Origin of the sequence: Candidatus Pelagibacter sp. Uisw_121 (assembly GCF_047722545.1) — a bacterium.
GTDB lineage: Bacteria > Pseudomonadota > Alphaproteobacteria > Pelagibacterales > Pelagibacteraceae > Pelagibacter.
Map to the genome: position 1 here is coordinate 119,517 of NZ_CP159816.1, position 19,008 is coordinate 138,524.

At 24.6% G+C, this 19,008-nt stretch carries 22 protein-coding genes; 18 read left to right on the top strand and 4 right to left on the bottom strand.

Going from position 1 to position 19,008, the window contains the following annotated elements; translation table 11 throughout:
* Window positions 1-20: 20 nt before the first annotated feature.
* The gene (locus ABXT52_RS00650; protein WP_415271985.1) at window positions 21-977 is read left to right on the top strand and encodes a formyltransferase family protein; all 957 of its coding nucleotides are present in this window, start codon (window positions 21-23) and stop codon (window positions 975-977) included.
* A 1-nt stretch (window position 978) separates the two neighbouring features.
* Here ABXT52_RS00650 and ABXT52_RS00655 read toward each other — a convergent pair whose 3' ends face one another.
* Window positions 979-1,860: a class I SAM-dependent methyltransferase gene (locus tag ABXT52_RS00655; protein WP_415271986.1), complete on the bottom strand. Its 882-nt coding sequence runs from the start codon at window positions 1,858-1,860 to the stop codon at window positions 979-981.
* Window positions 1,861-1,874: 14 nt separating this feature from the next.
* Here ABXT52_RS00655 and ABXT52_RS00660 point away from each other — a divergent pair, with 14 nt between their 5' ends.
* Window positions 1,875-2,486, top strand: coding sequence for a phytanoyl-CoA dioxygenase family protein (locus ABXT52_RS00660; protein WP_415271987.1), 612 nt, complete (start codon window positions 1,875-1,877; stop codon window positions 2,484-2,486).
* 28 nt (window positions 2,487-2,514) lie between these two features.
* A complete protein-coding gene (locus tag ABXT52_RS00665; protein WP_415271988.1) occupies window positions 2,515-2,712 on the top strand; it encodes a hypothetical protein in 198 nt (65 codons plus the stop codon).
* Window positions 2,713-2,719: 7 nt separating this feature from the next.
* Here the strand turns inward: ABXT52_RS00665 and ABXT52_RS00670 are convergent, their stop codons facing one another.
* The 3 genes from ABXT52_RS00670 to hisF are packed head-to-tail and all read right to left on the bottom strand — an operon-like array spanning window position 2,720 to window position 5,305.
* Window positions 2,720-3,928 carry an N-acetyl sugar amidotransferase gene (locus ABXT52_RS00670; protein ID WP_415271989.1) on the bottom strand — a complete coding sequence of 403 codons (1,209 nt, stop codon included), beginning with the start codon at window positions 3,926-3,928 and terminating at the stop codon, window positions 2,720-2,722.
* A 28-nt stretch (window positions 3,929-3,956) separates the two neighbouring features.
* The gene (gene hisH / locus ABXT52_RS00675) at window positions 3,957-4,538 is read right to left on the bottom strand and encodes an imidazole glycerol phosphate synthase subunit HisH (RefSeq protein WP_415271990.1); all 582 of its coding nucleotides are present in this window, start codon (window positions 4,536-4,538) and stop codon (window positions 3,957-3,959) included.
* On the bottom strand, window positions 4,535-5,305 hold the full coding sequence (gene hisF / locus ABXT52_RS00680) for an imidazole glycerol phosphate synthase subunit HisF (protein ID WP_415271991.1): 771 nt from the start codon (window positions 5,303-5,305) through the stop codon (window positions 4,535-4,537). The genes hisH and hisF overlap by 4 nt, the downstream gene beginning before the upstream one ends.
* Before the next feature lie 56 nt (window positions 5,306-5,361).
* Here hisF and ABXT52_RS00685 point away from each other — a divergent pair, with 56 nt between their 5' ends.
* From ABXT52_RS00685 to ABXT52_RS00755, 15 genes are all read left to right on the top strand, one after another.
* The gene (locus ABXT52_RS00685) at window positions 5,362-6,105 is read left to right on the top strand and encodes a 3-deoxy-manno-octulosonate cytidylyltransferase (RefSeq protein ID WP_415271992.1); all 744 of its coding nucleotides are present in this window, start codon (window positions 5,362-5,364) and stop codon (window positions 6,103-6,105) included.
* Window positions 6,089-6,994 carry a hypothetical protein gene (locus ABXT52_RS00690; protein ID WP_415271993.1) on the top strand — a complete coding sequence of 302 codons (906 nt, stop codon included), beginning with the start codon at window positions 6,089-6,091 and terminating at the stop codon, window positions 6,992-6,994. The genes ABXT52_RS00685 and ABXT52_RS00690 overlap by 17 nt, the downstream gene beginning before the upstream one ends.
* Window positions 6,994-7,683 (top strand): hypothetical protein, encoded by a 690-nt coding sequence (locus tag ABXT52_RS00695; RefSeq protein ID WP_415271994.1) that lies wholly within the window; start codon window positions 6,994-6,996, stop codon window positions 7,681-7,683. The genes ABXT52_RS00690 and ABXT52_RS00695 overlap by 1 nt, the downstream gene beginning before the upstream one ends.
* On the top strand, window positions 7,652-8,407 hold the full coding sequence (locus ABXT52_RS00700) for a hypothetical protein (RefSeq protein ID WP_415271995.1): 756 nt from the start codon (window positions 7,652-7,654) through the stop codon (window positions 8,405-8,407). The genes ABXT52_RS00695 and ABXT52_RS00700 overlap by 32 nt, the downstream gene beginning before the upstream one ends.
* A gap of 12 nt (window positions 8,408-8,419) precedes the next feature.
* Entirely contained in the window at window positions 8,420-9,787 is a 1,368-nt protein-coding gene (locus ABXT52_RS00705; RefSeq protein ID WP_415271996.1) for a surface carbohydrate biosynthesis protein, read from the top strand.
* A gap of 94 nt (window positions 9,788-9,881) precedes the next feature.
* Window positions 9,882-10,979 (top strand): hypothetical protein, encoded by a 1,098-nt coding sequence (locus ABXT52_RS00710; RefSeq protein WP_415271997.1) that lies wholly within the window; start codon window positions 9,882-9,884, stop codon window positions 10,977-10,979.
* Entirely contained in the window at window positions 10,979-11,977 is a 999-nt protein-coding gene (locus ABXT52_RS00715; protein WP_415271998.1) for a GDP-mannose 4,6-dehydratase, read from the top strand. Before ABXT52_RS00710 ends, ABXT52_RS00715 begins: the two co-directional genes overlap by 1 nt.
* A 7-nt stretch (window positions 11,978-11,984) precedes the next feature.
* Complete coding sequence (gene neuC / locus ABXT52_RS00720) at window positions 11,985-13,124, top strand: UDP-N-acetylglucosamine 2-epimerase (protein WP_415271999.1); 1,140 nt, start codon at window positions 11,985-11,987, stop codon at window positions 13,122-13,124.
* On the top strand, window positions 13,117-13,344 hold the full coding sequence (locus ABXT52_RS00725) for an N-acetylneuraminate synthase family protein (RefSeq protein WP_415272000.1): 228 nt from the start codon (window positions 13,117-13,119) through the stop codon (window positions 13,342-13,344). The genes neuC and ABXT52_RS00725 overlap by 8 nt, the downstream gene beginning before the upstream one ends.
* A complete protein-coding gene (locus ABXT52_RS00730; RefSeq protein WP_415272001.1) occupies window positions 13,277-14,056 on the top strand; it encodes an N-acetylneuraminate synthase family protein in 780 nt (259 codons plus the stop codon). Before ABXT52_RS00725 ends, ABXT52_RS00730 begins: the two co-directional genes overlap by 68 nt.
* Window positions 14,037-14,186: a hypothetical protein gene (locus ABXT52_RS00735; RefSeq protein ID WP_415272002.1), complete on the top strand. Its 150-nt coding sequence runs from the start codon at window positions 14,037-14,039 to the stop codon at window positions 14,184-14,186. The genes ABXT52_RS00730 and ABXT52_RS00735 overlap by 20 nt, the downstream gene beginning before the upstream one ends.
* Window positions 14,187-14,188: 2 nt before the next feature.
* Window positions 14,189-15,892 (top strand): carbamoyltransferase, encoded by a 1,704-nt coding sequence (locus ABXT52_RS00740; protein WP_415272003.1) that lies wholly within the window; start codon window positions 14,189-14,191, stop codon window positions 15,890-15,892.
* Complete coding sequence (locus ABXT52_RS00745; protein WP_415272004.1) at window positions 15,889-16,938, top strand: sugar phosphate nucleotidyltransferase; 1,050 nt, start codon at window positions 15,889-15,891, stop codon at window positions 16,936-16,938. The genes ABXT52_RS00740 and ABXT52_RS00745 overlap by 4 nt, the downstream gene beginning before the upstream one ends.
* Entirely contained in the window at window positions 16,931-17,659 is a 729-nt protein-coding gene (locus ABXT52_RS00750; protein ID WP_415272005.1) for a cytidylyltransferase domain-containing protein, read from the top strand. The genes ABXT52_RS00745 and ABXT52_RS00750 overlap by 8 nt, the downstream gene beginning before the upstream one ends.
* The gene (locus tag ABXT52_RS00755) at window positions 17,656-18,963 is read left to right on the top strand and encodes an aminotransferase class III-fold pyridoxal phosphate-dependent enzyme (RefSeq protein ID WP_415272006.1); all 1,308 of its coding nucleotides are present in this window, start codon (window positions 17,656-17,658) and stop codon (window positions 18,961-18,963) included. Before ABXT52_RS00750 ends, ABXT52_RS00755 begins: the two co-directional genes overlap by 4 nt.
* The last annotated feature ends 45 nt before the right edge of the window (window positions 18,964-19,008 follow it).

The window sequence follows — 19,008 nt, forward strand, 5'->3', positions numbered from 1 at the left end:
AAAGGACTACTATTTTAAATATGATATTATACAAAAAACCAAAAAAAATTATATTTTTTGGTGGTGGAAAGTTATTATTTTTTTTAATTAATTTTTTAATAAAAAAAAAAATAGAAATTATTGTTTTTACAGAAAATAGACATTTAAAAGAAGTTTTAGGTAAAATAAGTTTTAAAAAATTTCTAAAAAAAAAGAAGATAAATTTTTTTATAAACTCAAAAAATATAGAGAAAAAAATATTAAAAGAGATTACACCTAGTTCTATTGGAATAAGTTATAGGTATAGTTATATTTTCAAAAACTTGGTTATAAGGAAATTTAAAAATCGATTATTTAATATTCACTCTCAAGCTTTACCTAATTTTAGAGGTAAAGGTGGATTAAGTTGGAACATTTTATCAAAATCAAATATTTTAGGTTCATCAATTCACTTGATAACTGAGAAAATAGACAAAGGAAGCATTTTGATGATGTTAAAGTCTAAGCAAAATTTAAAAAATAAAAATTATGACCAAATCGAAAAAAAAGTTTCTCTGATTGATAGAAAATTGATAAAGAAATTTTTAAATAATATTTTTTTAAATAAAAAATTTAATATTCACAAAGTTAATAATCAAAACTCTTTTTACTGGCCCTCATTAAAAACAAAAAAAAATGCCTGGCTAAACTTTAATTGGGAGCCAGAGGATGCAAGTAAATTTATTAATGCTTTCTCAGGAAAATATGGTGGAGCTTTTTCTTTTTACAATAAAAAAGTAATTAGGTTAAAAAATGCAAAAAGTGAAATAAATAAAAGAGTATTTCATCCATATCAAATAGGGATAGTTTATAGAATTAAAGATAAAAGAATTTATGTAGTTTGTAACAAAGGAGCAATAAGCTGTGAATACAAACTTAAATCAGGAAGTAAAATTAAAATTGGTTCAAGGCTACGCACAACTACAAAAAAATTAGAACAATCATTAATTAATTTGTAGTTTATTTTTTTATCATAAAGTGAATTATTCCATCTCCGTAAAGAAATTTTGAAATTTCATTATCATAATGATAATATAAAGGCTCAATAAAACGGCGAAGATTCTTAAATTCAACTTTTTTTTTAACTCGTATAATTTTTTTAAAACCAATTTTCTTTAAATAAATTTTTAAATTTTTTTCAACATATGTTTTATATTTTGGAGCCATTAAACGATCTTTAATAGTAAGCTTAAGGTCTTCATCAAATAAAAAAATAATTTTATTAAATAAACTGATAGTTTTTTTATTATAATTTTTTTTTAAAAAATCTGAATACTTTTTATGATTTTTATCTAAGAAAAGATCTAAGAACTTTCTAAATTTTTTATCTTTTTGATATTTTGGTCTTAAAAAATTCATAGTAAGATCATTTAATAATCCGCCTCTTCCATGAACTGATATATATGTTTGGCCTCCTTTTTTTAAGACTCTATAAATTTCATGAAAACCTTTAAGGTCATTGTTCATATGATGAATAACCCCCTGACATAAAACAAAATCAAAATAATCTTTAGGATAAGGAAGCTTTTCTAAAGAACCTATGGTTATTCTGTATTTATTTTTGAATTTCTTGAAATTTTTTTCGATAGGTTTTTTGATGTGTTGGTGCATATCTAATAAATGGCAATATTTTGCCCCTAGATTCAAAAGATTAAATCCACCCGAGCCTGTTGATCCACATCCCAAATCTGCGCAAATTTTATTTTTAAAATAGCCCTTTTGTAATCCTAATATATTTTCATTTAATGAATATTTAATCTTATCTAATGAAAATTTATTTTTATTTTGAGCTAAATGAATTTGATTGAATATTTTTCTGGTTACTTTATTATGATCTTTCATAAACAATTATTTAAATGCAAATACCCAAAAGTAAACAAAATTCTTATAGCGAAAATGGATTTTTAATAGTCAAAAATTTGTTAAAGAAATCAAGTATTAAGAAAATACAAAAAACTATTTTAAATAGATCAAAATTTTATATTAAAAATAGTGAAAATTATAAATCTTTTTATGACAAAGAATTTCATTTAAATTTAATTAAATTGAAAAAAAAAGAACCAAAGAAATTTGGTTCATTCTATGAGAGTATTCAAAAAAGTCTACAACTATACTCAATTATATTGGAAAAAAAATTAACTAATTATGTAAGTGGTTTGGCAAAATTAAGTCATGAAAATATATCCTTTAACGGAGAAAATATTAGAATGGATTTGCCAAAAAATAAACTCCATAGTTTGGACTGGCATCAAGATAGATCATATTATTTTCAAAATAGAGATGCAAATAAAGGACTAGTTTGCTGGATACCGTTAATAAATTTAAAAAAAGAAATTGGCCCATTAAGAGTATGTATTTCAAGCCATAAAGATGGATTTATAAAAAATTATAAAAAATATAGAAAAAATAAGAAACATTCTTTTCAGAGAAGTGTTGAATTAAAAAAAAAAATACAAAATCGTTTCTAAACCTTTAAATGAGGGGGATGTGATATTCATGAATAAAAATACCATTCATGCATCAGGAACAAATAAATCAGATTATATAAGATTTTCTCTTCAAGTAAGAGTTCATGACTTAATGGATCCTGATTATTTATCATTTAGATATAAAATTTATTATAATTTAAATGATATAAAGCAAATGAAGAAAAAAGGTATTGATGTTTCTGATGTTGAGGTTTTTTCAAAATAGTTATAATTTATACCACACTGTGTTTAAGTTTCCAATTATTGCAATACCTGTAATCATTGCCAGTTTTTTCCCATAATAATGGCGACCTAAAACTATCTAGTGTTTCGTAAAATTCTTCCTCTTTGATATTTGTGTACTCTAAAAAATCTTTAAAATATCTTTTTGGAAATTCATGATCATATTTATGTACTAACTTAACACCCTCGTCTCTAGTTATATATTGATTTCTTATTTCTTTAGAAGCATCTTCACTACATCTCCCATAACCAAATTTAACATAGGCGGTATAAAAATGAAAAGGATCAACTCTATCATCAATCCCACTATATTTGGAGAAAGTCGATTCTGTTCGTAAATCATTTGGTTTAAAATTAGTTATTTTAGTAGCTAAATAGTAATTCTCTTGTGGTTCACATCTTTCCCAATGACCCAGGTATAATAATTTAATATCTTTTTTTATAATTTCATCAACATCCAGTGGTAAATAATATTTCAAGTCATTTTCTGAAATACCAAATTCCTTGAGTTCTTGCAAATTATAACCAGCAATTTTTATATTTTGGTTTTTTGAGCGAGACCAATATCTTAATAACATATCACTTCTTCCAAGCTCATCTGCTTGACCACCAGCTTCTGCTTGAGATTCACCATGGAAAATTAATTTTATATCAAACATTTTTGCCATGTGGCTAGAAAAATGTCTTTGACCTAGTATAAAAGGTTGAAATGGATGTAGAAGGTTTTTAAAAGCTAAGGATGTTAATTTTCCATGTATTTTACCATTCGGAGTATAAAGAAAGTTTGGAACACCTCCTCTAAGAGGCCAGTTATGAAAATTTTGCATACCTACATCAGTATAAATATGTGGGGAAAAAGTTACTGTAAGTGGATTCATTCCATATTTGGTTTTAAGTACATGTGCTTGCCATACAGAGTCCTTTCCTCCCGATCCAGGTACCAGACAATCATACGAGCCATTTCTAGATCTGTATTTTTCTAGTAAAACTTTAAGTTCAGTTTCTCGTTTTTCCCAATCTATATGTTGATTGTATTTTTTTTCAACCTCTAGACAAGCGAAACAAACCCCGTCTTTAAAGCTCAATTTTTCTTTATTTGAATGTGCGCTATCATCTTCTAAAGGTTGTGAGGGCAATACTTTTTGATTAGAGATAACACATTTTTTGCAAAAAGAAACTTTTTCTAAATTTTTGTTCATATTTTTAATTCTAAAAAAAAAATTAATACTATACTTTTAATATTAATTCTAGGATGTTCATACCTTGTTCAGAGCTTTTTTCTGGATGAAATTGTAAACTATATATATTTTTTTTATTTATAAATGCAGGTAAATAATTACCAACATATCCTAGAATAGCATTTTTATCTTTAGGGGCAACCATATATTTGTTATTAAAAAAAAAAGTATTGTCATTAAAATTACAATCTTTAAATTTTACATCATACCACCCAAGTAAAGGAACTTTTACAATTTTGCTTGATACTAATTTTACAGATCCATGTATCAAGTTAAGACCCTCACAACCAGGGGACTCTTCGCTATCACTCATCATTAGTTGCATACCAAGGCATATACCTAAAATTTTTTTATTATTTAAAAAAGAATCTTTAATTAAAGTATCAAATTTTTTCAATTTTAAGCTTTTCATGCCTTCCTCAAACTTTCCATTTCCTGGAAGAACTATCAACGAAGTATTTGATTTATATTGATTGATATCGTTTATTAGATAAGTCTCACCTAAATTACTTAAGGCAGAATAAATACTTTTGATATTGTTAATTTCTAAGTTTAAAATTCCAATTTTCATTTAAAGTTTACTGTTATTTCTTTTTCTAATAAATATTTTTTGATTTCGTTAATTTTAATTTTTCCAAAATGTAAAGCACTTGACAGACATAAACCATCGATTTTATAATTCTTAATAGCTTCATAAAAATCTTCAACTTTGCTTGCACCACCCGAAATAACTATTGGGCAATTTATTTTATCATGAACTTCACTAATTAGATCATCTTCAAATCCATTTTCCATTCCATCGTTATCTATTGAATTCACAATTACTTCACCAACATTTAGTTTGTTTAATTCTATTATCCAGTCTTTAAGTTTAATATTTGAATTTTCCCTACCATGGTCCATCATACAATAATAATTATTATTAATTTTTTTTGCTTCAATTGAAATTGAAATAAATTGGTCTCCAAAAATATTTTTTAGCTCTTTAATGAAGTTGATATTTCTTAAAGCCTCCGAGTTAATAATTATTCTATCAGCGCCAACATTCAGTAATTTCTTAATATCTTCAATATTCTTTATTCCACCACCAACATTTATTGGTATAAAAATATTATTGGTGATTTTGTCTACAATTTCAAATAAGTTATCCCGGTCATATAAACTTGCAACTATATCTATAATGTTTATCTGGTCAGCGCCTTCGTCATAATATTTTTTTGCAAACAGCACAGGATCTCCAATTTTTCGAAGACCTTCAAATTTAACCCCTTTAATTAAATGATTATTCTTAATTTCAAGCTTTGGAATTATTCTAATTTTTTGTATGATTTTATTCATTACAAAAAAATGTATACTTCAATACTATAATTAATCAAAACTTTTGAATAAAAAAGATGAAGAAAAAAAATTTTTTAATAGTTATTCCAGCAAGATTAAAATCAAAAAGATTACCAGGAAAACCTTTAAAGTTAATCGATGGTCTTCCGATGATAGTAAGAACTTATAATCAATGCAAAAAAGTTACTGATCAGAAAAATATAGTTGTAGCAACTGATAGTAGAAAGATTAAAAAAGTATGTGATAACTATGAAATTAATTCGATCATTACATCACAAAATTGTTTAACTGGAACAGACAGAATAGCTCAAGTCTCAACAAAAATAAAAAGAGATTATTATATAAACGTTCAAGGAGATGAGCCAATTATACCTCCTAAGGATATTAGAAAAATTATTAAAGAAACGATTAAGTTTAAAAATTTTATTACAAATGGTTATACAAAAATAAAAAATAAAAAATTTTTTTTAAATGCTAATATTCCAAAATTAGTATTTAATAAAAAAAAAGAGTTGATGTACATGAGTAGAGCTCCAATTCCATTAAACAAAAAAAAAACATTTTCTAATGGATATAGGCAAGTGTGCGTTTATGGCTTTCCAAGAAAAACTTTATCAATTTTTTTGCAAAATAAAAAAAAAACACATTTAGAACAAATTGAAGATATAGAGATTTTAAGATTTTTAGAATTAGGACTTAAAATAAAAATGATAAAATTAAGTGATGGATCAATTTCTGTAGATACAAAAGATGATTTAAAAAAAGTCATAAATAAAATTAAAAATGCAAGAAAAAATTAATATTTTTTTCAGAAGAAATATATTTGGAACTCAAAATTTATTTAGATATTTTTTGTTTAACAAAATTTTTAAGTTACTATTTACTAATAGAGGTTGTAGTTTTAAAAATTTGCCTAAAGAGGGCTTCATTAGATTAAATAGAATAAATGAAAAGGCTATCAATAAAATTAACAACGAAATTAAAAATCAAAATATTGAAAATAAGAATGCTAGTTTTAATTTTAAAGTTGATGATAAATTAAATAAAATTTTTCGTGAATTAATAAATGAAAATTTAAAAAATGACCTAGACAATTTAAGACAAGTTTATAATTTTAATTTTGCAATCAGTAACATTGAAATTAAAAGAAATTATTTTTTTGAAAAAAAAAATTTAGAATTTAAAAATGTGTATTCAGAAAACTACCATGAGGATAAATATATATGTACACAAATAAAACAATTTATTTACCTTAGCAATGTAGAAAAAGATAATGGTCCATTTAGTTTCTTTAAAATTAAAGATAGCCGAAAATTCGTTAAGGAAAACAAATTAGAAAATAGATTTAATTTTAAAATTCAACAATTTAAGGGTAATAATATTTCAAATGAATTTTTTTTTTTAGGAAAACCTGGAGATACTTTACTGGTAGATACTTCTGAATTACTTCATAGAGCAAATATACCATCAAGAGGTAATTACAGAGACATGCTTACCATTACATACAACTTAACTCATGATAAAAAATATAATGATGTCTGGTCAATAGTTGACAATAATGTTAATTTTTGGAAAGAAAAAGATCAACTTAATTACTCAAAAAAATTTTCTAAACCTGCTGGTTATTATAATTTAGTTTTAGTTTTTCTAAAATTTTTATTTTTAAAAATTAATTTTATAAAATATTAATGATAATATTAATTCCATTAGAAATCGGAGTAAGAGAGATTTATTCAAAAACATTTTTAGCTTTTCATTTAGCAAAAAAATATAAAGCAAAGATTTATTTATTTAATTCTAGATCAATATTTAAAAAAATTAAGAAGTTAGAAAATTGCATTATATTTGATAAAAGCTTGTCGTATACTAAAATAGACTTTCATGAAAATTTAATGAAAAAAAATTTTTTATATTCACTAGATGAAGAAGGTCCAGTTTACAATTGGGATAAATTTACATTTCTGGGCAGAAATCCTGATAAATTATACAAAAATCTTAGTGGAAATTTTCTAATTAGTGAATATGAAAAAAAATATTTTAAAAAAAAACAGCAAAAAAAATTATTTATTGTGGGTCATCCGAAATATGACCTATTAAAAAAACCTAATATCAATTTATATTCAAATTTTGATAAGAATATTAAAAAAAATTTTGGAAATTATATTTATTTTTCCTCTAGTTATGGATTTGATACAATAGGAGGATATGAGAAATTTCTGTTATTTAGTAAAAAAATTTATCTTACAGATAAAAAAAATATAAAGCTGTATGATAAATTTTTATATTTTCAAAAAAATGATTTTAAAAATTATATTCTTTTTATGAATACAATTAAAAAAGTTGCATATGCTTTTCCAAAAAAAAAAGATTATTTTTAGGCCACACCCATCTCAAGATATTGATCAAGTTAAAAAAAGACTGAAAGATATTCCAAAAAATCTTCATGTAATTTATGAAAAAGATGCAGTAACATGGATTAAAAATTGTGAGTATTATATTCACTCTCATTGCACAACATCAATAGATGCAGCACTCTTAAATAAGAAAATTTTAAGACTTGTGCTAACTAATGAGACTGAACATAAACATAATCCAATATATAATAATTTAGGTTATAATTTTCAAAACTCTAAATCTCTTATAAGTTTTCTTGCTAAAAGCATTAATTATAAAAAAGTCTATAAATTAGATAGAAATAATATTTCTCAAAAATATCTTACAAATAATCTAAAACAACTTAGCTCTGATAAAATTGGAAATATTTTTTTTAATAAAATTAAAAATAAAAAATCTATATTAGAATTTGATATTAAAAAATTTGATATTTCCAAAAAATCAAGAAATACAGAATTTGTAAATTTTTTAAAAAGAATACTTAAAAAAATAATTTCAAACTTCTATATTTATCAATTTATTAATTTTTTTTGTGAATTACCTGCAAATATCTTATTGAGTAAAGAATATAAAGAAAAAAAAATGAATAATACAAATTTAAGTGAAATTCCTAAAATTATAAATAAGTTAAACAATCTTCATTTTAAGCAAAAAAAAAAAAATGTTAAATTTAAAGAACTAAATGAAGAAATTTATCAAATATCTTAATTCAAAAAATTTATGAGAATATATTATGAAATAGAAACAAAAAAAAGAGAGCTTGACGCCAGAATTTTATTTGGAATAATTTCAGCAAATAAGGGGTTCTCGGTAGTTATAGGAAAAAAAAATAAACTTTTAGAAAAAATTAAATATTTAATACCTGGAGTATTTATATTCAAAAGTTCCAGGGAAAGACCAGAAAAACTTGCTCAATACTTAAGAAAATATGGTTTTTATATTTTTTCTTCTGATGAAGAGGGTTTATTTAACATTTCTTCTGATGAAGTTTTGCATCGGGTACCAGAAAAAACAATTAAAACAGTTGATAAGTTTCTTGCATGGGGAGACGAGCAGGCAAATCCTTTAAGAAATAATTATTCAAATATTGATGACAAGATAATTCTTTGCGGCAACTCAAGATTTGATTTGTTAAAAAAACCAATTAAAAATGTGTACTTAGAAGCTGCAAAAAACATAAATAAGAAATATGGAAAATTTGATTTATATATTTCTGCATTTCATAAATACAACGCATTAACTGAACCTGGAACGAATTATCTGACAGGTATAAAGTCTTGGGGTGACAATCTAATTGAGCATGAAAAAAGAAAAAAATTATTTTCAAACATGTTTGAATTGCAAAAGAAGAACATGATGTCTACAATTAATTTCTTTAATTCAAACTCTAAAAAGATGAATAAAATGATAATCAGACCACATCCTGCAGAAAACTTATCAACATGGACAAATAATCTCAATGAAGATTTAAAAGAAAATGTTATTTATGACCACATCAACACAAATTCTTGGATAATGGCAGCTGATAGAGTTTTTGGATATTATTGTACTGCTACAATTGAAGCAAGCTTGTTAGGAAAAATGGCTCTAAATCTTGTTTTTAATAAAGGAGAAGTTTATGAAACAAAAATATTTGATCTATTTTGTAACGAAATTAATAATCCAATTAATTATGAAGATTTAGATTTAAAAATTAAGAATTTAGAAATAAAATCTTCAAAAGATTTTGTGAATGATAAAGCTAGTTTTTTTTTCAAGAATAATAACTTTTATAATGCAGAATTAGTTTGTGATGAAATTACAAAGTTTACAAAAAATAAAAAAAAACAAAATGTAAAAGATAGATTTGATAATAAAATTTACTTTACATTTTTTCTGATTTTACAAAAAATTAGAAATCTTTTTATAAGCACTAAAAGTATTACAGCTAAAATTTATAATCAAAAAAATCCAGGCATAACATTAAGTGAAGTGAAAAATAAGTTAAATGATTTTTCAAAAGAATTGGGTATTTCAAATATAAAGTGCAGAGAGATTTATCCTGGAGTCTTTGAAATAAAAAAAATGAAAAATGGCGGCTCAAATTAAAAAATGCAAAATAAAACTGGCACTTTCCTAAGAAAAAAAGTATTTAAAAAAAATTTAACAATAGCATTTATCAACTAACTTAAATTAAAAAACTGTGAATAAAAATTTTTTAAAAAAAAAAATTACAATATATTCTCCACAAAATAAAATTTTGAATTATTGTTTTTTAGCTGATTATTTATTTAAATCAGATGAAATAGAATTTTTAAGTGAAAAAACAATATTAAAAAATAATTCATGTGAAATTTTTGTTGATGTAAATAATTTAAAAAACTTCCTTAATACAAAATTTAATAACTTAAACAAAACTATTTTTATAGTACTGTGGAATAATAGTTTTGATTATTTTAAGCATAATTTAACGATTGGTTTATTAAAAAATAAATTTAATCAAGTAAAATTAATTTATCTAGATAGGGAAAAATTTAATTCTAAATTTAATTCATTATCACTAAGTGACTTTTCAATATCAAAAAAAAGAACTTTAAAAAAAATAAAAGGAATAAATTTTATTAAATATATTAAATATTTTTTTCCCACTCTCTCTTCCTTATATAATTTTTTTAAACATCCAAGAACTTCAATGTTTTTTTTGAAAACAAAACTAGTATTTGTTGGAACGGGTGATTTAGAAGATGTAATATCTGCATTTAAGGTATTACAACTATCTCATAACAAATATACAAGAAATTTAATTAGTCTATCCTTAAAAAGATTAACCAACCTAAATTCCATCAATACAAATAATCTCTTCGAATTATTTAATAATCATAACTTTTTAAAAATGGAGTCTCATGAAAGAACTTATTTTTTACGTCTTATTTTTAGAATTATATTAATTGACCATCTTTCAAATTTTAAATATTTTTTTCATCAAAATAAAAAAAAACCTTTTATTGATCTATTAAATAGCAATATTTATAAGAATGTATATCAATTAGACCTAGGTGTACTTTGCTCTAATACCCCTAATAATCATAGGACGTTGCAAATTAATAGATTTTATAAAAATTTTAATATAAAAATTGAAATATTAAAAAATAATACTATTTATAACAACAGCAAATTATTAAAAAGAATAAATATAATCCAAAATTATTTAATTGAATTAAAGAAGTTTAATGAATTTAATTGTGATGGTGATTATTTTATACAAAAGATGGCTAAGCTAAAAAACAACTATTTAAAATAATGAAAAAAGTTTTTGTAACAGGTGCATCTGGTTTTATAGGATCACACTTAGTTGAAAGTTTGGTTTCAAAAGGTTATCACGTAAAAGCATTAGTGCCTTATAATATTGATAATACTTGGGGTTGGATAGATACATTTCCTACAAAAATAAAGAATAAATTAAAAGTTGTAATAGGTGATGTGGTTGATCAAGATCTAATTTTAAAAGAAACAAAAAAATGTGATGTAATATTTCACTTAGCAGCACTTATCTCAATTCCATATTCCTACAAGTCGCCAAGAACATATATTTCAACTAACGTTATCGGCACGCTAAATGTTTTAGAAGCAGCTAGAGTAAACAATTGTAAGAAAGTAGTAATTACATCCACTAGTGAAGTTTATGGATCAGCTCAATATATACCAATCGACGAAAAACACCCATTAAATGCACAGTCACCTTATGCAGCAAGTAAGGTAGCTGCAGATCAGCTAGCCTTATCTTATTATAAAAGTTTTGCCTTACCTGTAACAATTATTAGACCCTTTAATACATACGGTCCAAGACAGTCACAACGAGCTGCAATTCCAACAATTATTGCACAAATTTTAAATGGGCAAAAAAAAATTAAATTAGGTAATTTAGACTCATCAAGAGACTTTACTCTGGCACAAGATACAGTAAGTGGATTTTTAAAAACCATTAATAACAAAAAATGTGTCGGGCAAGTCATAAACCTTGGAACTGGATCGCATTTTACAATTAAAGAAACAGTTAAAATGATAGCAAAAATTATTGGTACCAACATAACAGTAGAGTTAGATAAAAAAAGAATAAGACCAAAAAAAAGTGAAGTTGATAGATTATTATCAAAAAACACAAAAGCTAAAAAAATCTTAAAATGGAAACCTAAGTTTGTTAAGAAAGCAGGATTTTATAAAGGTTTAGAAAAAACTATAGAATGGTTTAAAAATCCTCAAAATTTAAAACATTATAAAAATAACAAATATAACGTTTAAAAAAACAATGCCTAAAAAAAAAATTATTTTTTATACAGGCAGCAGAGCAGATTATGGACTTTTAGAGCCAATTATTTCTCAAATATATAAAGAAGTAGATATTTATTTAGTAGTAGGACCGCACCATTTAGAAAAAACTTTAGGTAAAACTTTAAGACAGATAAACAGGAAATTATTTAAGAAGATATATAGCTGCAAAGCAAAGATTGATTATAATAATGTCGATATTGTTAAATTTTTATCAGAATCATTGAATAGATATAAAAAAATAATCATTAGAATAAAACCTGATTTAGCAGTAATACTAGGTGACAGATATGAAGTCTTGTCATTTGCAATAACTTCTTTTTTTCAAAATGTTAAAATTTGTCATTTGCATGGAGGGGAAAAAACCATAGGATCCTTTGATGATACAATAAGACATGTCATTACAAAACTTAGCCATTATCACTTCACAACAAACATAAAATATAAAGATAGAGTAATTCATTTAGGAGAAAATAAAAAAAAAATATTTAATTACGGATCAATCGGTGCTGAAAATGTAAAAAATATAACATACTTGAGTAAAAAAGAACTTTTTCTTAAATTAGGTATTAATACAAAAAAAAAAATAATTTTGATCACATTTCATCCTGAAACTAATAATTATAAAAGTTACCCATCTCAAATTAGAACCTTATTAGAATCGCTTAAAAATTTAAAAAATTTATTTTTAGTTTTTACAGGAAGTAATGGTGACCCGAATGGAAAAATGTTTAATCAGGAAATGAAAAAATTTGTAAAAAAAAATGATAACTCTATTTTTTTTAGTTCTCTTGGAAATACAAATTATTTGAATCTTATGAAGCATGCAAATGCAGTATTGGGAAATTCTTCTAGCGCAATAATAGAGGCCCCATCTTTTGGTATTCCAGTTATTAATATAGGAAACAGGCAATCTGGACGTGAGCTCTCATCAAATATTTTTTCCTGTAAATTAAATAGAAACGCTATTATTAATGAAATTAAAAAATTAAAGAAAATTAGAAAAAAAGTTTTTGTAAAGAATTTAAATTTTAAAAAAAATGCTATCATAAAAATAGCAAATAAAATTAAATTTTTAAGTAAAAAAGTAAAACCAGATTTTAAATACTTTGATGATTAAGCAACATAATAAAGTTATAGTTATTGCAGAAGTAGGAGTAAACCATAATGGAAAAGTTAAAATTGCCAAAAAAATGATTAAGATTGCAAAAAATTGTGGAGCAGATTATGTAAAATTTCAAAATTGGAAAGCAAATAATTTAGTTACAGAGAATGCAAAAATGGCACCTTATCAAATTAAAAATACAAAAAAAAAAACAAAGACAAATAGACCTACTTAAACCTTTAGAATTAAAAAAAAATGATTATTTTATTTTAAAAACTTTTGCAAATAAAAATAAGATAAATTTTTTATCCTCCCCTTTTGATGAAGAAAATTATCTATTTTTAACCAAAAATCTTAAATGCAAAGAAATTAAAATACCATCAGGTGAAATAAATAATTTTCTTATGTTGAGTAATATTAATCTTAAAAAAGAATATATATTTATTTCGACTGGTATGTCTAATTTAGAAGAAATTGCACACACTTTAAACTTTATAGCTAAAAAAAAAGTATTTAAAGTTAAAAAAAGTAGGATTATAATTAATGATAAAAAAAAATTATTATTTTTAAAAAAAAGACTTTGTTTACTTCATTGTGTCACTGATTACCCAGTAGATGATAAATTTGCAAATCTCAATGCTATTAAAACTTTGGAGAAAGAATTTCAGTTAAATGTAGGTTATTCGGATCATACAGCAGGCATTTTAGCGCCTATAATAGCAGCATCACTAGGTGCTAAGGTTATAGAAAAACATATTACTTTAAATAAGAAATTAAAAGGACCTGATCATAAAGCGTCATTAAACCCAATTGAATTTAAAAAAATGGTTAAACAAATTAGAAAATTAGAAACTATGATGGGCAATGGAAAAAAAGTGCTACAAAAATGTGAGATTAAAAATATGCTCATAGCACGAAAAAGTATCGTTGCAAAAAAAAAATATTAAACAAGGTCAGCTTTTTTCGAACGTAAATTTAGGCATTAAAAGACCTGCAGGTGGTATAAATCCATCTAAGTATTTTAATTTAATAGGAAAAAAGTCAAAGAAAAACTATAAAATAGATCAAAAAATTTAATTATGAAAATTCTTTCAATTTATCCCTATACACACATTTCATCAGCAGCACTAATGATAGATGGAAAAATAGTGGCCGCCTCTCCTGAGGAAAGATTTAATAGAATTAAAATGAGTACTGCTTTTCCTTTTAAAGCAATAGATTGGTGTTTAAAAAAAGCAAATTTAAAATTAGACAATATAGATTTAATTGTAGTTCCATGGAATCCATCACATAATATAAATGATGCCTCATCAAGGTGGACGAATGATCTGAGATGGAGAGGTGAGATGCTTTCAAACATCCCGATAAACATAATGAGAATGTTAAATTCGGAACCTGCTGAAGAAATTATAATTAGTTTCAAGAATCAAAAAATAGTTTATTTGAATCATCACGAATGTCATGCAGCGTCAGCTTTTTTTACATCTCCATTTAAAAAAACAGATATATTGACTATTGATGGTCATGGAGAAATTGATACATGCTTTTTAGGAACTGGTAATGAAAAAAAAATAACGAAACATGGCTCTGTAAAGTATCCTCATTCAGTGGGTTTATACTATGGCTCATTTACAAATTTTCTAGGATTTAAACCAGATTCAGATGAATGGAAGGTTATGGCATTAGCATCATATGAAACGAAAAAAAATATTTATGACGATAAAGTAAATAAATTATTCAATTTAACAAAAGATGGATTTGAATTAGATCTTAGTTATTTTGATTTTTATACTTTTGATAGAAGAAAATTTTTTTTTACAACTAAATTTACTAAATTATTCGGTGAACCACGTAAAAAAGAAAGCAAAATAACAAAAAGACACAATCAAATTGCAGCGGCTATGCAAAGATCTTTTGAAAAAATAGTTTTTCATTTATTAGTAAAATTGAAAAAAACAGGCCCTAAAAATAATAACATCGTGTTAGCTGGAGGTGCGGCAATGAATTGTGTTTTTAATGGCCTGCTAAATAAAAGTAAAATTTATAAAAATAATTATATACCAGCTTACCCGGATGACTTAGGAGTCTCGATTGGAGCAACATATTTAGCGAATTTTAAATTTAATAAAAAAGCAACTAGAAAAATTTATCATGAAAAAGAAAATTATTTTGGGCCTGAGTTTACTGATTTAGAAATAAAAAAAGAACTCATTAAATCAAATCTAAATTTTATTAATGCAAAAAACAATGTTTCTGAAATTACAGCAGAAATGCTAGCTAATGGTAAATTAATAGGTTGGTTTCAGGGACGAATGGAGTTTTCACATAGATCATTAGGTAACAGAGCAATCCTTGCTGATCCACGCGATGAAAAAATGAAAGATATAGTTAATAGAGCTATAAAATTTAGAGAAGGTTTTAGACCATTCGCTCCATCAGTTTTAGGTGATTATGCACATAAAATTTTTGATTTAAAAAAGAATGAAAAAATTTATTTTATGGAAAAAGCAGTTAAAGTGCGAAAAAATTGGAAAAAAATAATTCCTGCAGTTACACATGTTGATGGTACAGCTAGAGTTCAAACTGTGACAAAAAAATCAAATTTAAAATTTTATGAATTAATATCTAATTTTAATAAAATCACTAATGTACCCGTCTTATTGAATACCTCATTTAATTTAAATGGAGAGCCAATAGTTTGTTCTCCAAAAGATGCAATAAGGACTTTCTTTTCTTGTGGGTTAGATGCCCTTGTGATTGGCAATTATATAATAAAAAAATGATTTATATAAACAAGTTAAGAAAAAATATATTAAGTGATGATGCCACTATAATGCATGCAATCAAGTGTCTAAATAATTCAGAACATAAGATATGTTTAATTGTAAATAAATCAAAAAAACTTTTGGGTGTTATGACAGATGGTGACTTAAGAAGAGCTATCTTAAAATCTTCAGATTTTTTAAAACCTATAAATCAATTTTATAATAAGAATTTTACTTATTGTTTTGAAGACACATTGAACCATGTAGTAAAAAAGAAATATATGAAAGATGACTCCTTACTATATATCCCTGTACTTGATAGAAAGAATTTATTTATAGGTTTATATTTAAAAAAAGATTTTTTTGAAGAAATTTTATTAAAAAATGAAGTGGTGATAATGGCAGGAGGAATGGGGAAAAGATTGTTACCCTTGACAAATAATTACCCCAAGCCAATGTTACAGGTAGGTGGTAGGCCTCTTTTGGAGACTATAATTTATTCATTAAAATCATCTAATTTTGTGAATATAAATATTTCAGTAAATTATCTTAAAAATAAAATAATTAATTTTTTTGATGATGGGAAACGTTTACAGCTAAAAATTAAATATCTTATTGAAAAAAAACCTTTAGGGACCATTGGATCGTTGTCATTATTAAAAAATAAAATTAAAGAACCTATTTTATTAATTAATGGAGATATATACACATCCTTAAAATTTGAAAACTTGATAAGCTATCATAATAGTCAAAAAAACGAAATGACGATTTGTGTTAACAATTATTCCGTACAAATTCCATATGGAGTTATAAATTACAAGAAAATTAAAAAAAAAATAATAACAGAAAAACCCATTTTTAATTTTGATGTAAACTCTGGAATATATGTGATAAATCCAAGCTTACTAAAATATATCCCAAAAAATAAATATTGTGACATGGATACCTTTATTAATAAAATTCAAAAAAGAAAAATTGGTTTTTTTAAAATCCATGAAACTTTAATTGATATTGGTGACCACAAAAAATTTAATAAAGTGCAAAAAATGATTAATAATGATTAATAAGCCAAAGATTCTTTGTGTAATTCCAGCCAGAAAAAATAGCAAGGGACTAAAAAATAAGAATATAAAGAAGTTGGGAAATATACCTTTAATTGCATGGTCAATCTTAACTGCAAAAAAATGTAGATTAATTGACGAAATAATAGTGAGCACCGACTCTATTCAAATTTCAAATATAGCTAAAAAATTTGGTGCAAAAATTCCATTTATAAGACCAAAAAAGCTTGCAACAGATAAATCTAGCACCTTTAGTGTTTTAGAGCATGCTGTTAATTTTTATAAAAAAAAAGAAATTTCTTTTGATTATGTTTTATTATTAGAACCTACTTCCCCACTAAGAAATTATAAAGATATCAATTCATGTATTAAAAAAGTGATAAAAAATAAAATTGTATCAATGGTAAGCGTTACCAGCATAATCAATCAACATCCTTCATTTTTATACTCATTAAATAAAAAAAATATATTGATTCCATATTTAAAAAATCAGAAAAAATTATATGTGAGAAGACAGGATGTAAAACCACTTTATTATTTAGAGGGTTCAATTTATATTTCAAAAACTTCGGTATTACTTAAAAAGAAAACTTTTTATCATGAAAAAACCCAAGCTTACAAGGTAGATAAATGGAAATCTTTAGAAATTGATGATATTGATGATTTTAATTTAGCAAATTTTTATGTAAGAAATTTGAAAAAACTTAAGGGTTTAAAAAGATGAATAAAGGACAAGAACTTTTAAAAAAAGCTAAAAAAATTATTCCAGGAGGCAATCAACTGCTATCTAAAAGAAGTGAGATGTTTCTACCAGGATTGTGGCCAACATATTATAAAAAAGCTAAAGGTTGTAAAGTTTGGGACTTAAACAATAAAGTTTATTATGATTTTGCAGGAATGGGCGTTACTTCTTGTGTTTTAGGTTATTCAAATGAATATATTAATAGGGCATTAATAAAAGGACTTAAAAGCGGATCGATGTGCACTCTAAATGCTGTTGAAGAAGTAGAATTAGCAGAAGAGTTATTAAATATTCATAAATGGTCAGGAATGGCAAAATTTTGTAAATCCGGTGGTGAAGCCTGTATGGTGGCAATAAGAATTGCCAGAGCATATACAAATAAAAATAATATTGCTTTCTGCGGTTATCATGGGTGGCATGATTGGTATTTAGCAACAAATATGAATGGTTCAAAAAATTTAGATAATCAGTTACTCCCTGGATTAAAAGCTAAAGGAGTTTCAAATTCATTTAAAAATTCAATTAAACCTTTTCTATATAATGATATTGCTTCATTTAAGAAACTTTTTAAAAATAATAATAATAATATAGGAATTATTATAATGGAACCGATGAGAGGGGTGAAACCTAGTCATAATTTTTTGAGACAAGTAAAATCAATAGCAAAAAAAAATAAAGCCATACTAATTTTTGATGAAATTACCTCAGGTTTTAAAGATAATTATGGTGGTTTACACTTAAAACTAAAAGTAACTCCTGACATGGCTATTTTTGGAAAATCTATTGGAAACGGATATCCAATTTCTGCAATTATTGGTAAAAAAGATATAATGCAAGTTGCTCAAGAAACATTCATTAGTTCTACAATGTGGACGGATAGATTAGGATTTATTGCAGCAAAAGTTACTCTTAAGAAATTAAAGCAACTTAACATTAATAGATTAATATCAAACTATGGAAATAAAATTAAAAAAGGATGGATTAAAATTTCAAAAAAAAATAAAGTTAAAATTTCTATAAGCGGGCAAGACTCAATTCCATATTTAAAATTTGATTATCCAAACAGCCTTGAAATTTTAACTTATTTTACTCAAGAGATGCTGAAAAAAGGCTTTTTGGCGGGTGCTCAAGTTGCTACAAGCTTTGCTTATAATGATAAGATTATTAATAAATATTTAAAAGAAGTAGATAATGTGTTTAGTAAAATTCAAACTTGTTTAAAAAATGGAAAATTTCCTTTAAAGGGAGAAATCAAACATTCAACCTTCAAAAGACTTACGGGATAAAAAAATAATGAACGCCGATCTTAAAAAATATCTTAAAGAACATAT

Excerpts from the sequence above, each read along its gene's own strand:
- ABXT52_RS00750 (WP_415272005.1), top strand. The coding sequence starts at position 16,931 with ATGATTAATAAGCCAAAGATTCTTTGTGTAATTCCAGCCAGAAAAAAT.
- ABXT52_RS00665 (WP_415271988.1), top strand. The coding sequence starts at position 2,515 with ATGAATAAAAATACCATTCATGCATCAGGAACAAATAAATCAGATTAT.
- hisH (WP_415271990.1), bottom strand. The coding sequence starts at position 4,538 with ATGAAAATTGGAATTTTAAACTTAGAAATTAACAATATCAAAAGTATT.
- ABXT52_RS00660 (WP_415271987.1), top strand. The coding sequence starts at position 1,875 with ATGCAAATACCCAAAAGTAAACAAAATTCTTATAGCGAAAATGGATTT.
- ABXT52_RS00690 (WP_415271993.1), top strand. The coding sequence starts at position 6,089 with ATGCAAGAAAAAATTAATATTTTTTTCAGAAGAAATATATTTGGAACT.
- ABXT52_RS00650 (WP_415271985.1), top strand. The coding sequence starts at position 21 with ATGATATTATACAAAAAACCAAAAAAAATTATATTTTTTGGTGGTGGA.
- ABXT52_RS00740 (WP_415272003.1), top strand. The coding sequence starts at position 14,189 with ATGAAAATTCTTTCAATTTATCCCTATACACACATTTCATCAGCAGCA.
- ABXT52_RS00655 (WP_415271986.1), bottom strand. The coding sequence starts at position 1,860 with ATGAAAGATCATAATAAAGTAACCAGAAAAATATTCAATCAAATTCAT.
- hisF (WP_415271991.1), bottom strand. The coding sequence starts at position 5,305 with ATGAATAAAATCATACAAAAAATTAGAATAATTCCAAAGCTTGAAATT.
- ABXT52_RS00715 (WP_415271998.1), top strand. The coding sequence starts at position 10,979 with ATGAAAAAAGTTTTTGTAACAGGTGCATCTGGTTTTATAGGATCACAC.
- ABXT52_RS00695 (WP_415271994.1), top strand. The coding sequence starts at position 6,994 with ATGATAATATTAATTCCATTAGAAATCGGAGTAAGAGAGATTTATTCA.
- ABXT52_RS00685 (WP_415271992.1), top strand. The coding sequence starts at position 5,362 with ATGAAGAAAAAAAATTTTTTAATAGTTATTCCAGCAAGATTAAAATCA.
- ABXT52_RS00705 (WP_415271996.1), top strand. The coding sequence starts at position 8,420 with ATGAGAATATATTATGAAATAGAAACAAAAAAAAGAGAGCTTGACGCC.
- ABXT52_RS00730 (WP_415272001.1), top strand. The coding sequence starts at position 13,277 with ATGCAAAAATGGCACCTTATCAAATTAAAAATACAAAAAAAAAAACAA.
- ABXT52_RS00700 (WP_415271995.1), top strand. The coding sequence starts at position 7,652 with ATGCTTTTCCAAAAAAAAAAGATTATTTTTAGGCCACACCCATCTCAA.
- ABXT52_RS00725 (WP_415272000.1), top strand. The coding sequence starts at position 13,117 with ATGATTAAGCAACATAATAAAGTTATAGTTATTGCAGAAGTAGGAGTA.
- neuC (WP_415271999.1), top strand. The coding sequence starts at position 11,985 with ATGCCTAAAAAAAAAATTATTTTTTATACAGGCAGCAGAGCAGATTAT.
- ABXT52_RS00670 (WP_415271989.1), bottom strand. The coding sequence starts at position 3,928 with ATGAACAAAAATTTAGAAAAAGTTTCTTTTTGCAAAAAATGTGTTATC.
- ABXT52_RS00745 (WP_415272004.1), top strand. The coding sequence starts at position 15,889 with ATGATTTATATAAACAAGTTAAGAAAAAATATATTAAGTGATGATGCC.
- ABXT52_RS00755 (WP_415272006.1), top strand. The coding sequence starts at position 17,656 with ATGAATAAAGGACAAGAACTTTTAAAAAAAGCTAAAAAAATTATTCCA.